This is a genomic window from Aeromonas sp. 62-46, from assembly GCF_001898585.1.
GTDB lineage: Bacteria > Pseudomonadota > Gammaproteobacteria > Enterobacterales > Aeromonadaceae > Aeromonas > Aeromonas caviae.
Genome location: NZ_MKUI01000058.1, coordinates 172,972 through 187,680, shown reverse-complemented (window position 1 = coordinate 187,680; position 14,709 = coordinate 172,972). Strand labels below are relative to the sequence as shown.

Below are 14,709 nucleotides of genomic sequence, written 5' to 3'. Positions count from 1 at the left end.
ATAAGTATCTCTCGAAACCATATCGTTTTTGTCAACAGATCTGCCATGCCCAAGTTGTGAACTCGCTTGCAAACCTGAGTCGTTACCTTTTTGTGTCGCTATTGTAGAATGCCTGTGTCAAACGACCATCCCCAACTCTTGCTCGGGGATTTTTTTGACAATAAATAGAAAACGTTTTCATGGTCGTTGGCAACAGACACTAACAAAAACACACGACTTGGCACAGCAGGTGAATTGTCACCCTGGCCCCCCAACCTGGAGACATGCAAATGCAACAGTACGTACTCTGGTACGAACAGCTCGGTATGCAGGACGTTGAACGCGTCGGCGGCAAGAATGCATCCCTTGGCGAGATGATCAGCAACCTCTCGGGGGCCGGCGTGTCCGTGCCGGGCGGGTTTGCGACCACGGCCTTTGCGTTTAACGAGTTTCTGGAGTTAAGCGGCCTCAACGGCAAGATCCATGACCTGCTCGACAGTCTGGATGTGGATGACATCGCAGCCCTCAACCGGGCCGGTCAGCAGATCCGCGACTGGGTGGTGGAAGCGCCCTTCCAGCCCGCTCTGGAGCAGGCGGTGCGCGAGGCCTATGACAAGCTGAGCGCGGGGCTCGAGGCATCTTTTGCCGTGCGCTCCTCCGCCACTGCGGAAGACATGCCGGATGCGTCGTTTGCCGGTCAGCAGGAGACCTTCCTCAACGTGCGCGGTATCGATGCCGTCATGACTGCCATCAAGCATGTGTTTGCCTCGCTGTTCAACGATCGCGCCATCTCCTACCGGGTCCATCAGGGCTATGACCACAAGGGGGTCGCTCTCTCCGCCGGGGTGCAGCGCATGGTGCGCTCGGATCTCGCTGCCTCAGGCGTCATGTTTACCCTGGACACCGAATCCGGCTTCAACGACGTGGTCTTCATCACCGGCGCCCAGGGCCTGGGCGAGATGGTGGTGCAGGGGGCCGTCAACCCGGACGAGTTCTATGTGCACAAGCCGACCCTCAAGGCCGGGCGCCCCGCCGTGGTGCGCAAGACGCTGGGCTCCAAGCTCATCAAGATGACCTACTCCGGGGATGCCGGTCATGGCCGTCAGGTGAAGGTGGTCGACACCACCGATGCCGAGCGCAACCGCTTCTGCATCACGGACGAGGAAGTGATGGCCCTGGCAAAGCAGGCCCTCATCATCGAGCAGCACTACGGTCGCCCGATGGACATTGAGTGGGCCAAGGATGGTCAGGATGGCAAGCTCTACATCGTTCAGGCCCGTCCGGAAACCGTGCGTAGCCGCCAGGAAGCCAATACCCTCGAGCGCTTTGCCCTCAAGCAAACCGGCAAGGTGCTGATCGAGGGGCGCGCCATCGGCCACAAGATTGGCGCGGGTCCGGCCCGTGTCATCTCCTCCATCAGCCAGATGGATGAAGTGCAGCCCGGCGATGTGCTGGTCACCGACATGACGGATCCGGATTGGGAGCCCATCATGAAGCGCGCTTCCGCCATCGTCACCAACCGGGGTGGACGCACCTGTCACGCCGCCATCATCGCCCGGGAGCTTGGCATTCCGGCAGTGGTGGGTTGCGGCAACGCCACCGACCACATCCAGGATGGTCAGCTCATCACCGTCTCCTGTGCGGAAGGGGATACCGGCTTCATCTATGACGGCGAGCTCGACTTTGACGTGGCGGTGACCGAGGTGGGCAACATGCCGCGCCTGCCCATCAAGATCATGATGAACGTCGGCAATCCGGACCGCGCCTTCGATTTTGCCCAGTTGCCGAATGCCGGCGTGGGCCTGGCCCGCCTCGAGTTCATCATCAACCGCATGATCGGGGTCCACCCCAAGGCGCTGCTGGAGTTCGATCAGCAGACCCCGGAACTCCAGGCCACCATCACCAGGATGATCGCGGGCTACGAGAGCCCCCGCGAGTTCTACGTAGCCAAGCTGACGGAAGGGATCGCTACCCTGGCGGCCGCCTTCTGGCCTGAGCGGGTCATCGTGCGGATGTCGGACTTCAAGTCCAATGAGTACGCCAACCTGGTGGGGGGCCGTGGTTACGAACCCCATGAAGAGAACCCCATGATCGGTTTCCGTGGTGCGTCGCGCTACATCGCCGACAGCTTCCGCCCCTGCTTCGCCCTCGAGTGCGAGGCGATGAAACGGGTGCGGGATGTCATGGGGCTGACCAACGTCGAGGTGATGATCCCCTTCGTGCGTACCCTGGGTGAGGCGGAGCAGGTGGTGGAGATACTGGCTGAGAACGGCTTGCGCCGTGGCGAGCGCGGCCTGAAAGTCATCATGATGTGCGAGCTGCCCTCCAATGCGCTGCTGGCGGACAAATTCCTTGAGCACTTCGACGGCTTCTCCATCGGCTCCAATGACATGACCCAGTTGACTCTGGGGCTGGATCGGGACTCCGGGCTCATCGCCCACCTGTTCGACGAGCGCAACGAGGCGGTCAAGGCACTGCTGGCCATGGCCATCGCCGCCGCCCGCAAGGCGGGCAAGTACGTGGGGATCTGCGGCCAGGGGCCGTCCGATCACCCGGACTTCGCCGCCTGGCTGGTCGAGCAGGGGATCGATTCCGTGTCGCTCAACCCGGATACCGTGGTCGACACCTGGCTCTATCTGGCCGAGCAGCACAAGGCCGGCTAAACCCGTCCCCGCTTTTTGATGACACGGCGCCGCAATGGCGCCGTTTTTGTCTGCGCCCCCCTTTTTCTGTTACAAGGGGAATGCGCAAGGCGCTCCGCACCCATCACAGGACGATCCCATGACCTCATTGCAGTGGCAATCCGCCACCCTGGCCCTGCGTGGCCACCACACCCTGGTTATTCCCGAACTCTGTCTCACTCCGCAGGCCTGCTGGGCCTTCGTCGGCAGCAACGGCAGCGGCAAGACGGCGCTGGCGTCGGCCCTGTGCGGCGAGCTGGCCGTGCGTGCCGGAGCGGTATCGGGTCGAGTCCGGGCCGAGCGACTCTCGTTCGAGTCGCAGCAACAGCTGGGGGAGCTGGACTGGCAGCGGCGCAATACCGACATGCTGGGAGAAGAGGAGGAGGCGGGGTATCGGGTATCGACCCTGATGCTGGAGGCGGGGGGCGAGGAGCATGAGGCACGCGCGCTGCTGGCCCGTTTTGGCATCGAACCCCTGTGGGATCGCCCCTATCGCTACCTCTCGAGCGGGGAAGGGCGCAAGCTGCTGCTGGCTCGCGCCCTGCTGGGGCGACCCGAGCTGCTGGTGCTGGACGAACCCTTCGATGGCCTGGATCAGGGGGCCAGGGCTTCTTTGATGATGTTGCTGGCCGACCTGGTGTCAGAGGGGCTGCGCCTGGTGGTGATCGTCAATCGTTTTGACGAGATCCCCCCCTTTGCCACTCACCTCGGCCTGCTCGGCGAGTGTCGTCTGCTGCTGGCGGGGGAGCGTGAGGCGGTGCTCGGTAGCCAGGAGGTGGCCCAGCTGGCACGCGCCGAAACGGTATCCCCCCGTTTGCCGCCCCCGCTGACGATACCCGAGCCCTTGCCTCCCGGCCCTCGGGTCGTCATGAAAGCCATGCGTATCGCTTACGGGGATCAGGTGATCATCGACGGGCTCGACTGGACCATTGACGAGGGGGAGCACTGGCAACTGGTGGGACCAAATGGGGCTGGAAAGTCGACCCTGCTCTCCCTCATCACCGGAGATCACCCGCAAGGTTACAACAATGAGCTCCATCTGTTCGGACGGCGGCGGGGCAGCGGCGAGAGCATCTGGGAGATCAAGCGCCACATCGGGCTCGTGAGCCCGGCGCTGCATCTGGACTATCGTGTCAGCTGCCCGGTGCAGACAGTGATCCTCTCCGGTTTCTACGACTCCATCGGGCTTTATACCCGGCCGGGGGATCGTCAGCTGGCGCTGGCCAACCAGTGGCTGGCCCTGCTGGGGCTGGCCGATCAGGGGGCGCAGCCTTTCCACTCTCTCTCTTTCGGTCAGCAGCGACTGGTGCTGATCGCCCGTGCCCTGGTCAAGCATCCGCCGCTGCTCATCCTGGACGAACCCCTGCAGGGACTGGATCCCCTCAACCGTCACCTGGTGCGGGAGATGGTAGCGCGCCTCGTGGGCGAGGGAACCCAGCTGTTGTTCGTTTCCCATCATGCCGATGATGCGCCCCCCGGTCTGACCCACAGGCTGAGCTTCGTGCCAAGGGAGGGGGAAGGATACGACTATCTGCAGGAGCGTCTGGGGAGCTGAGCCGTCCGGGCGGCATGGTCAGAGAGGGGCCGGTTCGGCGAGGAGCGGCGGCATCCCTAGCAGCGTCCACCACAGCCCGAAGAAGAGCATGATCCCCAGCCAGAGCCAGGCCAGATAGTGACGGGTGGCGGCCATCCCCGTCACAGTCACCATGAATGCCGCCCCGAAGGCGATGAGGGCGAACAGAAAGGGCGCCATATTGTCCATCATGGCGGTCATTTCACCAGGGAGAGGATCTGGCGAAATGCCGGATGGCGGCAGTCCCCCATCAGCTCATAGAGGCACATCTCCACCGAGGTGAGGGCGGCGCCCCGGGCCGCCAGCTGAGCGATGGCGAGATCCCGGTTGGCAAGGGTGCGAGACGACACCGCATCCACCACCAGCGAGACCCGGGCGCCGCTGGCCAGAAGTCCCAGCACGCTCTGGAAGACGCAGATATGGGCCTCGATGCCACATACCAGCCAATGCTCTACCCCGCTTTCGGCCAGCGCGGTCGCCACAGTGGGCTCCCCCAGGGCGCCGAAGCTGTATTTGGGCAGCACAAGATCGCCTGCCTGCAGCGACTGCAATTCGGGCACGGTGGCACCGAGCTTGTCCGGGTTCTGCTCCAGCCAGACAACCGGCAGCCCCATCACCCTGGCCCCTTGCACCAGCCGGGCGGTATTGGCAATCAGGGCGTCGCTCTCCTCGACCAGGCGGGCCAGCTTGCCCTGGATATCGACCACCAGCAGGCCTGGGTGATGGTGTTTCTGCATTTTTTGTCTCCTTTCTCCGTTGCGGATGAGATACAGCGCCATCCTGGGAGCCATTCTCGCGTACATCTTGATACAAATTGTGAGCTGACCGACGGCGTGGGGGACACTAGGATGCCCGTCATGGAGCCCGTTTTCTCAGTTGTGGTGTGCATGACAAGGGGCGACGCATCAACCCGCTACTGCGTAGTTGGACGATTTTCCATTAACGATGAGAAGTACCATGAAGAAGATAATCCTGTTCCTCTCCCTGGCTGGCCTTTTGGCCGGTTGCGCCAGTCCGGCACAACGCATGGCGGAATGCCAGGCGCAAGGGATCAGCAAGGACGCCTGCTACCAGGCCGAGCAAAACCGCCAGGCGTCCATCATGAACGCCGCCGAGAAGCAGGCCTTGGAGAACGCCAGCAAGGCGGTCAAATAATCTAACCCGACTCATTCCGTGTACTTCTCAGGCCCTGGATTCACCGAATGCAGGGCCTTTTGCTGGGTGGCACAGTGCTGCGATGTGTTTGCGGCGTGTGAGGACTCAATGTAGGTCATCGCCTCGATGTTGTTGCCATCGGGATCGCGCAGGAAGGCGGCGTAGTAATTGGGGGCATAGTGGGGACGCAGTCCCGGCAACCCATTGCAGGCAAAGCCTGCCTTGATCCCCGCGTGATGGAACGCATCCACCTGTGTCGTGTCGTCGGCCCTGAATGCGAGATGGCAGGAGGCGCCCTGCTGGCCCTGCTCAATCATGAAGCCCACGTGATCGCGGCCCATCAGGCCAAAGCCGGCCGCCGTCTCATCAGACCATTTGAGTTCTATCAAAAGAGGAGCCAGCACGGTGGCGTAGAAGTGCTGACAGGAGTCAAAACACACCACCTTGATTTCAACATGATCGAACACGGTGACTCCTTGTGTTGCCTGGGTGTAGAGCAGCCCATCAGGCCCTCATGGGAACCCGTTGAAATGGGTATCGAATGACCACAATAAGTCAGTTCGACGCCAGGCAGGGAGAGGGCAAGGCGCATAACTGCGTGCTCCGTCAAAGATTTTTCATCCAGTTGCGGGATGCGCTTTGCTTCGTGCTGGCCAAGCTTGCCCGGTTTTGTTGCTTGGCGAAGGCTACGAGCTCTGTTATGGTGTGCTAAGTTAGCCGTTTGGATGGCTAGATGGTTGTGCGCTGACTGCATGTTTGCGCCCCCGACCGCTCACCGTTTTGATGATCATGTTGACAGGGAGTTTTTATGCAACGTCGTTCCTTCTTCACCCTTTCCGCCCTGGCGTTGCTCGCCAGCAGCCTGCCGCTGTCCGCCTTTGCCATCGATGAGGCGAAGAAAGAGATCGTCATCGGCACCACGGTTGGCGACTTTGCCGATATGGTCACCGACTCTATCAAGCCGCAGCTCGAAGCTAAGGGCTACAAGGTCAAACTGGTGGAGTTCACCGATTACGTGACCCCCAATATCGCCCTGGCGGACGGGTCGCTTGACGTCAACTGCTTCCAGCACAAGCCCTATCTGGAGAGCTTCGCCAAAGACCGGGGTCTCTCTCTGGCGCCCATCACCCAGGTGCCGACCGGTCCCATGGGCCTCTACGCCGGCAAGCTGGGGGATCTGAAGGCGGTGAAAGAGGGAAGCACGGTCGCCATCCCGAACGATCCCACCAACCAGGCGCGGGCACTGCTGATGTTGCAGGATCTGGGCTGGCTGAGCCTCAAGGAGGGGATCAATCCCCTCAAGGCGAGCGAGTTCGACGTGGTGAAGAACCCCCACAACCTCAAGCTGGTGCTGCTGGAGGCGGCGCAGCTGCCGCGCTCCCGTGAGGATGTGGATTTCTCCGTCATCAACGGCAACTTTGCCGCCTCAAGCGGGATCCCGTTCAGCTCCGGCCTCTTCCTCGAGCGCAGCTATGACTTCATCAACTGGGTGGTGGTAAAGAGCGCCGATGCGGGCAAGCCGTTTGCCAAGGATGTGGCGGCCGCCTACAACTCCCCTGAATTCAAGGCTTATGCCGCCAAGCGCTTCGTCGGCTACAAGTATCCCGAGGGCTGGCAGCAGAAGGGGTGAGTGGCGTACAAGCGATAAAAACGGGCACCCAGGTGCCCGTTTTTTATTGGAGGTCAGTAGTGGCGCAACCACCAGCGGGCGGCCAGGAGGGCGGTGAGGCTGCCAAGCAGGGCGCTTGCCAGTACATCCAGGGGCCAGTGCATGCCGATAAGGGTGCGCGAGAGGCCAATCCCGATGGCCCAGAGTGGCAGCAGCCAGGCCCCGGCGGGTGCCCGGGCCAGCCAGATCAGGCCGAAGAACTGGGCGAGGCTCATGGCGGCGATGCTGTGACCGGAGGGAAAGGCGTAGTTGACCTCTGCCTGCCAGTGCTGACCGAGCCAGGCGGGCAGCGCCAGCAACTGGGTCGCGGCGTGGACCTGTTCACTGCGAAGGGCCTGGCTTCCTCCATAGAACTGGCGGATGGCGGGGATCAGCTCCTGGCTCTCCAGCCAGATGAGGTAGGGCCTGGGCTCCTCGGTCAGCAGCTTGATGAGGCTCTTGATGACCCAGTCGCTCGCCAGTACGGCAAAGAGGGCGCCAGCCAGCGCCAGCAGGGCGCGACTGTCCAGCGTCAGCTTGTGTCTTGTGAGCAGCAGCAGGGCGGCGATGGTGAAGACCAGCCCCGGCAAGTCCACCATGCGGGTGAGGGCGTAGGGCCACCATAGCCAGCCTGATTGCAGGGCCTGGGTCATGAACGGCTGCCAGGGCAGGCAGACGAGCAGCAGCAGGGGGAGGAGCAGGAGGGCATTGAAATGAAGCACCTTGCGGCGTGGCAACGAAGAGGAGTGAGTCGGCATCAAGGGGTCCGGTTCGGTGGCGCGAGCGGCTAAAAAGAGGCGTCATTGTGCCAGTCAGGTTGCTCTGGTCAAGGCGAAGGGGGCGAGGGCAACAGGCTGTTACATATGATGCTGCCGGGCATCGTGCCCGCACCTGAGGCCGGGAGGCGGAAAGATGGCCGCAGAGCGGTCTGCCAACAAGCCTCTGAAAATCCGTCGCGTTTGGGCTAGAATGGCGCGCCTGTGGCCCTTGTGGACGAGATGCGTGCCGATGAAGATCGTCGTTGATGAAAATATGCCCCATGCGGTGGAGCTGTTTGCGGAATTTGGTGAAGTGGTTCCCCTGCCGGGACGAGAAATAAAGGCCGCGGATCTGCAAGAGGCGGATGTGCTGCTGGTGCGCTCCGTGACCCGGGTCAACGAAGCGCTCCTGGCGAGTTGCCCCAGGCTGGGGTTTGTCGGTACGGCCACCATCGGCACGGATCACATCGATCAGGGGCTGCTGGCGGCGCGGGGCATCCCCTTCTTCAGCGCCCCCGGCTGCAACAAGGTGTCGGTGGGGGACTACGTGCTCTCCGCCCTGCTGGTTCTGGCGGAACGCCATGAGCTGACCTTGAGCGAGATGAGCCTCGCCGTCATCGGCGCCGGCAACACCGGCGAGAGCGTGGCCGGCAAGGCCGAGGCGCTCGGGATGAAGGTGCTGCGCTGCGACCCGCCCCTGGCCCGTAGCGGCGCCGCTGGCGACTTCGTGGATTACCGCACTGCCCTGGATGCCGACATCGTCAGCTTCCATGTCCCCTATCTTCGTGAAGGGGAAGAGGCCACCTTCCACCTGCTGGGAGCCGAGGAGATCGCCGAGCGTCCGGCCGGGCAGATCCTCATCAACGCCTCCCGCGGCGAGGTGTGGGACAACCGGGCCCTGCTTGTCCGCCAGCAGGGGCCCCATCCCCTGCGGCTGGTGATGGACGTATGGGAAGGAGAGCCGGAGCCCCTCAAGGAACTGGTGCCCCATACCGAGCTGGCCACCCCGCACATCGCCGGTTACAGCCTGGAAGGCAAGGCCCGTGGCACCTGGATGCTCTATGAGGCGCTGTGCCGGCAACTGGGGCGCACCCCGCGCCAGGATCTGCAATCCCTGCTGCCTGCCCCAGAGGTGCGCGAGCTGACGCCGGGGCAGCCGGCGGATCAGGCGCTCATCAAGCAGCTTGTCCACCTTGTTTATGACGTGCGCCGTGACGACGCCCGTTTTCGCAACCGGATCGGGCTGCCCGGCAGCTTCGATGAGCAGCGCAAGCGCTACCCCGAGCGGCGCGAATTGGGCGCCTTGCAACTAAAAGGGCCCTTCGCCGACGACAGACTGGCCCGACTGGGCTTTGCCGTCTCGGAGCAATAAACCCGATTTCAACAAGGGGAGGGGCTTGCCCAGGCGGCGCTTCCCCCCGGCCCGGCATCATGGCGGGCCTGTCATCAAACCGATACGCGTGCCAGCCGGGGCCCTCATGCCCGGCCCCGACGGGCCGCATCACAGGAGAACAGATCAGTGAGTCAGCAATTCAACGTAGCGGTATTGGGTGCCAGCGGCGCCGTGGGTCAGGCCATGATCGAGATCCTGGAGGAGCGCGCCTTCCCGGTAGCGACCCTCTATCCGCTCGCCTCCAGTCGCAGCGCTGGGGACACGGTGCGTTTTGGCGGCAAGAACGTCGACATCCTTGATGTGGAGGCCTTTGACTGGAGCCAGGTGGAGATCGCACTCTTCTCCGCCGGTGCCGAGGTCTCGGCCAAATGGGCGCCCATCGCCGCCGAGCACGGCTGCATCGTCATCGACAACACCTCCTGCTTCCGCTACGACGAGGACATTCCCCTGGTCATTCCGGAAGTGAACCCGGACGCGCTGGCCGATTTCCGCAACCGCAACATCATCGCCAACCCCAACTGCTCCACCATCCAGATGCTGGTGGCGCTCAAGCCCCTGCACGACGAGGTGGGCATCAGCCGCATCAACGTGGCGACCTACCAATCCGTATCCGGCTCCGGCAAGGAAGGGGTGAGCGAGCTGGCGGGCCAGACCGCCCACCTGCTCAACGGCCGTCCGGTGGAGCCGACCCTCTATCCGCAGCAGATCGCCTTCAACCTGATCCCGCAGATCGATGCCTTCACCGACAACGGCTACACCCGGGAAGAGATGAAGATGGTGTGGGAGACCCAGAAGATCCTGGGGGATGCCAGCATCGCCGTGAACCCTACCTGCGTGCGGGTACCGGTCTTCTACGGTCACGCCGAGGCGGTCCATGTGGAGCTGCACCAGCCGCTGGACGCCGAGCAGGTCAAGGAGCTGCTGCGCAATGCCCCGGGCGTCACCCTGTTTGATGATGAAGGGGACTACCCGACCCCGGTGCGCGATGCCACCGGCCAGGATGACGTGATGGTCGGGCGGGTACGCCAGGATATTTCTCATCCGAGTGGTATCAATATGTGGATCGTGGCCGATAACGTTCGTAAGGGCGCGGCGACCAACAGCGTGCAGATTGCCGAACTGCTGGTACGCGACTACCTCTGAGGCCGGATGTCGGCCCCGGGCGGGGAGGGAACCCCGCCTTGATGTGGGCGCCCTGGCCCCGGGATGTGACCGGGAACCCACTCTCCGGTTTTTGGAATACCGTGTGATATCAGTGGACTAGGTTTTTTTCTACACTCTGGTTCGCGTCTGGGGCTGCTTTCTGGTCGCCGCCGGGCGCGAAATATGTCGGATCGCTGGCTTGAGACCGGCGCCTGATTTATATTGAGCCGATTGTTTTGGGGTAACTATCCAGATTTTTCAATGTGATAGGGCCGTCATACGAAGGAACGAATATGGGACATTCCCGCATAACGCTGGCAACGCTACTCGCATTGGGGCTTCTGGGCACGGTTCAGGCCGAAGAGGGGGCGCGAGAACCCTTCTTTGTCGAACTCAAGGGACCGGATGGCTCACCGCCCCCCGCGGTGCAACCAGAGCCCCGGGCCCAGCCCGTGGCGCCCGTCACCCTGCCCAGAGCCCAGCCCATCGTGCGTCAGGTGCCTGCTGCGTCGGCTGGCAGTTATGGTCCCGTGCGTCCCACCGATACCCTCTGGAGTCTGGCGAGCAAGCATCGCCCGTCCAACCGGGTAAGTGTCTACCAGACCATGGTGGCCATCTATGACAAGAACCCCCGAAGCTTCGCAGACGGCAACATCAACCATATTCTGGTGGGTTCCCACATCCTGCTGCCCACCGCCGCAGAGGCGGGGCGCATCACGGATGCCGAAGCACGCCGTCGCTTCAACAGCGACAACGCGAGCTGGAAGGGGCTGAGCCCCAAATACCTGGCCAACAAGCAATCCCACGTCGCCCAGCCGGTGGTGAGCAAGCCTGCTCCGGCCAAGCCGGCTGTGGTGGCCAAGAGCACACCGCCCAAGGCGGCGCCGATCCCGGCGGCACCCAAGGCAACGGCTCCAGCCCCCGAGGTGAAGGAGACCGCCAAGGCGGCTGTCTCCACCCCCGTGGTGGTGAGCGCTGCTGCGAGCAGCGCCGCCAGCACGGCGCCGGCGCCCCTGCCCGCCACTGCGGTGGGCAAACCCTCTACCGAGATGGCGCTGGCCCTGGAAGATGCCAACGCCCAGCTCGGCCAGGTCACCGAGATGAACCACAGGCTCAAGCTGCGTCTGCAAGCCCTGACCGAAGAAGTGGAGACCCTCAAGGCCCAGTTGCAGGATCAGACCGCCCTGCAAAAAGAGGTGGCGGAACTCAAGGCCAATCCGACGCCTCCCGTGGTGGCGCCGGTGCCCAAACAGAGCTGGCTGATGGAGCTGCTCTCTTCGCCGCTCAATCTCGCCATGATCATCCTGCTGCCGGTGCTCCTGGTGCTTGCCCTGGTCACGCTCTGGCTGCGTGCTCGTGCCCGCCGCGAGCTGGAAGAGCAGGAGAAGAGCCTCTCCGAGTCGACCTCCATGGTCATGGGAGACGAGAACAGCGAGTTTGAGCAGTTGATGACGGTGGGCATCGCGGATGACGAGCCCCTCCATGGCATGCCGGATCTCAACGAGCCGGAAGTGAGCAGGAAGCAAGATGGTGCCAGTGCTGCCGCCGATGTCATCTTCCGGGATGACGAGACGGCGCTCTCCGCCTTTGATGTGGAACCTGCGGTGACGACGGCGAACCGGGATCCGGATCTGGTGCCCGAGCTGGATCTGGCCCATGAGGGGGACTTCGATCTGCCCGTGGTGCCGGAACTCGATCTCTCCGACGAGCCCACCTCCTCTGCTCGTGGTCATGACGAGATCATGACCGAGGAGGAGCTGCAGGCCGCTCTGTTTGCCGAGCTGGACGCGGATCTGGAAGCGGATCTGGCCCAGGCCCAGGAGGAGAGCCGCAGCCAGCGTGACGAGACACTGGCCAACTTCGATCTGAGCGATCTAGAGACCGGGTTTGGCGAGCCGACCGACGATGAGCTTGCCACCAAGGCGCCGCACATCGACGAGACGGGGTTTGGCAAGGACGATGTGGACGACATGCTGGCCGAGCTCGGGCTGGAGCCTACCAAGCCGACGGCGTCCGAGTGGGATCCCAGCGAGCTGGCCCTGGCGGACTTCGAGGATGCCTTCGCCGAGGTGGAGTCCCATCAGGGGGAGGTGAAACCCCGCGAACAGGTGCAAGACAGCGACTTCGTTGAAATCGACAAGCTGCTGGCCGATGCCGATGCCAGCAGCACGGAGCAGGAACCCTATCAGGGCTTCTCCCTGGATGTGGGGCTGGACGGTTTCCCCGAGGTGCTGCCGGAGTCCAACGGCTTTGATGTGGATGCCGATGACGGCGGGGTGGGGGCCAAGCTGGATCTGGCCCGGGCCTACCTCGAGATCGACGACAAGGAGAGCGCCCGCGAGCTGCTGGAAGAGGCGGTGGCCCAGGGCAGCGAGCATCAGCGCAGCGAGGCGCAGAAGCTGCTCAAGCGCCTGGGCTAGGCAGGCCCTTGTCATCCATGCACCAGAGAGGGCAGCCCGCGGGCTGCCCTCTCGCTTTGGGGGCCCCGCACCGCGGCCTCGCCCGGTCTGGGACTTTTGAGCCCGAGCGCGTATAATCCGCCCCGTTTCTTTCACTGCATCCTTTCATCAGAAGACACCGTTACCCATGCGAATTGCCCTTGGTATTGAATATGACGGCAGCCGGTACTTCGGCTGGCAGCGTCAGCGCGAAGTGATCAGCGTCCAGGAGGAGCTGGAAAAAGCCCTCAGCCGCATCGCCAATCACCCCGTCTCCATCCAGTGTGCCGGTCGCACCGATGCGGGGGTGCATGCCACCGGCCAGGTGATCCACTTCGATACCGAGTCGAACCGCGCAGAAGGCGCCTGGACCCTGGGGCTCAACTCCAACCTGCCCCCTGACATCGCCGTGCGCTGGGTCAGGGAGGTGGACGAGCATTTCCATGCCCGCTTCAGCGCCACCGCCCGTCGCTACCGTTACGTCATCTACAACCACAACTACCGCCCGGCGATCCTGGGCCAAGGCGTCAGCCACTACCACGAAGCCATCGATGCGACGCTGATGCACCAGGCGGGCCAGAGCCTGCTGGGGGAGCACGACTTCAGCACCTTCCGGGCTGTCGCCTGTCAGTCCAACACCCCCTGGCGCAATGTGACCCACCTGTGTGTCAGCCGTTCCGGCCCCTACATCGTGCTCGACATCAAGGCCAACGCCTTCCTGCATCACATGGTGCGCAACATCACCGGCTCCCTGCTGCTGGTGGGGCAGGGGCTTCAACCGGTGGAGTGGATTGCCGAGGTGCTGGCGGCGAAGGATCGCAACCTGGCGGGCCCGACCGCCAAGGCGGGCGGCCTCTATCTGGTGGATGTGGATTACCCGGCCGAATTCGGGTTGCCCCGGCCGCCCCTCGGCCCGCTGTGGCTGCCGGACTCGGCACCGGGTACGACCAGTTTTTAGTAACTGGGCCCGAAAATTTGTGGTTTAATGATCCGTCGTTTATTGCCATCGAGCCGTTAAGTCATTGAACAATCAAGGCTCGATGTGTTTTGTCAGGCACAAATGCATTAAGGAATTCCATGAGCTGGCTTGAGAAGATCCTTCCCAAGAGCAAGATCACCACACCGCGTCGTCACAACATTCCGGAAGGGGTGTGGACCAAGTGTACTGCTTGCGAACAGGTGCTCTACCGGGCAGAGCTGGAGCGCAATCTCGAAGTGTGCCCCAAGTGTGACCATCATATGCGCATCAGCGCACGTGCCCGTCTCGAGAGCTTCCTCGACGCCGAGGGACGCAGCGAAGTCGCGGCCGAGCTGGAGCCGCAAGACATCCTGAAATTCAAGGATTCCAAGCGCTACAAGGATCGTTTGTCTGCCGCCCAGAAAGAGACGGGCGAGAAGGATGCGCTGGTGGTGATGAAGGGGACCCTCAAGGGGGTACCGGTCGTCGCCTGTTCATTCGAGTTCTCCTTCATCGGGGGCTCCATGTCCTCCGTGGTCGGTGCCCGCTTCGTGCGCGCCGTCGAGGAGAGCATCAAGGAGGGCCGCGGCCTGGTCTGCTTCTCCACCTCCGGTGGTGCGCGGATGCAGGAAGCCCTGTTCTCCCTGATGCAGATGGCGAAGACCAGTGCGGCCCTAGATCGCCTCACCAAGGCGGGCCTGCCCTTCATCTCCGTGCTGACCGACCCCACCATGGGTGGCGTCTCCGCGAGTCTGGCCATGCTGGGTGACATCAACGTAGGCGAACCCAAGGCGCTGATCGGATTTGCCGGCCCTCGCGTCATCGAGCAGACCGTGCGCGAGAAACTGCCGGAAGGCTTTCAGCGCTCCGAGTTCCTGCTGGAGAAGGGTGCCATCGATCTCATCATCGACAGGCGCGAAATGCGCAACCGTCTGGCCGGTCTGCTGGCCAAGCTGATGAACACTCAGGTCATCGAAGACTGA

At 62.9% G+C, this 14,709-nt stretch carries 13 protein-coding genes; 9 read left to right on the top strand and 4 right to left on the bottom strand.

All coding sequences use genetic code 11. From position 1 onward, the window contains the following. Positions 1-269 precede the first annotated feature (269 nt). A complete protein-coding gene (ppsA, locus tag BGO64_RS18660) occupies positions 270-2,642 on the top strand; it encodes a phosphoenolpyruvate synthase (protein WP_048207926.1) in 2,373 nt (790 codons plus the stop codon). Positions 2,643-2,760: 118 nt separating this feature from the next. Then, on the top strand, positions 2,761-4,215 hold the full coding sequence (gene modF, locus BGO64_RS18655) for a molybdate ABC transporter ATP-binding protein ModF (protein WP_286701167.1): 1,455 nt from the start codon (positions 2,761-2,763) through the stop codon (positions 4,213-4,215). Between the two features lie 18 nt (positions 4,216-4,233). Here the strand turns inward: modF and BGO64_RS18650 are convergent, their stop codons facing one another. Continuing rightward, entirely contained in the window at positions 4,234-4,425 is a 192-nt protein-coding gene (locus tag BGO64_RS18650; RefSeq protein ID WP_286701166.1) for a hypothetical protein, read from the bottom strand. 5 nt (positions 4,426-4,430) lie between these two features. Further along, a complete protein-coding gene (locus BGO64_RS18645) occupies positions 4,431-4,970 on the bottom strand; it encodes an isochorismatase family protein (protein WP_286701165.1) in 540 nt (179 codons plus the stop codon). Positions 4,971-5,190: 220 nt separating this feature from the next. Here BGO64_RS18645 and BGO64_RS18640 point away from each other — a divergent pair, with 220 nt between their 5' ends. Next, entirely contained in the window at positions 5,191-5,388 is a 198-nt protein-coding gene (locus tag BGO64_RS18640; RefSeq protein ID WP_180344801.1) for a lipoprotein, read from the top strand. An 11-nt stretch (positions 5,389-5,399) separates the two neighbouring features. Here the strand turns inward: BGO64_RS18640 and BGO64_RS18635 are convergent, their stop codons facing one another. After that, on the bottom strand, positions 5,400-5,855 hold the full coding sequence (locus tag BGO64_RS18635) for a VOC family protein (protein ID WP_286701164.1): 456 nt from the start codon (positions 5,853-5,855) through the stop codon (positions 5,400-5,402). A gap of 341 nt (positions 5,856-6,196) precedes the next feature. Here BGO64_RS18635 and BGO64_RS18630 point away from each other — a divergent pair, with 341 nt between their 5' ends. Then, complete coding sequence (locus tag BGO64_RS18630; RefSeq protein WP_041214971.1) at positions 6,197-7,018, top strand: MetQ/NlpA family ABC transporter substrate-binding protein; 822 nt, start codon at positions 6,197-6,199, stop codon at positions 7,016-7,018. Between the two features lie 53 nt (positions 7,019-7,071). Here the strand turns inward: BGO64_RS18630 and BGO64_RS18625 are convergent, their stop codons facing one another. Beyond that, complete coding sequence (locus tag BGO64_RS18625; protein WP_069651435.1) at positions 7,072-7,794, bottom strand: phosphatase PAP2 family protein; 723 nt, start codon at positions 7,792-7,794, stop codon at positions 7,072-7,074. A gap of 250 nt (positions 7,795-8,044) precedes the next feature. Between BGO64_RS18625 and BGO64_RS18620 the strand changes: the two genes are divergently transcribed. From BGO64_RS18620 to accD, 5 genes are all read left to right on the top strand, one after another. Beyond that, the gene (locus BGO64_RS18620; RefSeq protein ID WP_201890120.1) at positions 8,045-9,166 is read left to right on the top strand and encodes a 4-phosphoerythronate dehydrogenase; all 1,122 of its coding nucleotides are present in this window, start codon (positions 8,045-8,047) and stop codon (positions 9,164-9,166) included. 147 nt (positions 9,167-9,313) lie between these two features. Further along, positions 9,314-10,330, top strand: coding sequence for an aspartate-semialdehyde dehydrogenase (locus BGO64_RS18615; protein WP_041214974.1), 1,017 nt, complete (start codon positions 9,314-9,316; stop codon positions 10,328-10,330). Positions 10,331-10,623: 293 nt separating this feature from the next. Then, positions 10,624-12,750 carry a FimV/HubP family polar landmark protein gene (locus BGO64_RS18610; protein ID WP_286701163.1) on the top strand — a complete coding sequence of 709 codons (2,127 nt, stop codon included), beginning with the start codon at positions 10,624-10,626 and terminating at the stop codon, positions 12,748-12,750. A 166-nt stretch (positions 12,751-12,916) separates the two neighbouring features. Then, positions 12,917-13,726 carry a tRNA pseudouridine(38-40) synthase TruA gene (gene truA / locus BGO64_RS18605; RefSeq protein ID WP_041214976.1) on the top strand — a complete coding sequence of 270 codons (810 nt, stop codon included), beginning with the start codon at positions 12,917-12,919 and terminating at the stop codon, positions 13,724-13,726. 119 nt (positions 13,727-13,845) lie between these two features. Further along, positions 13,846-14,709: an acetyl-CoA carboxylase, carboxyltransferase subunit beta gene (gene accD, locus BGO64_RS18600; protein WP_010675139.1), complete on the top strand. Its 864-nt coding sequence runs from the start codon at positions 13,846-13,848 to the stop codon at positions 14,707-14,709.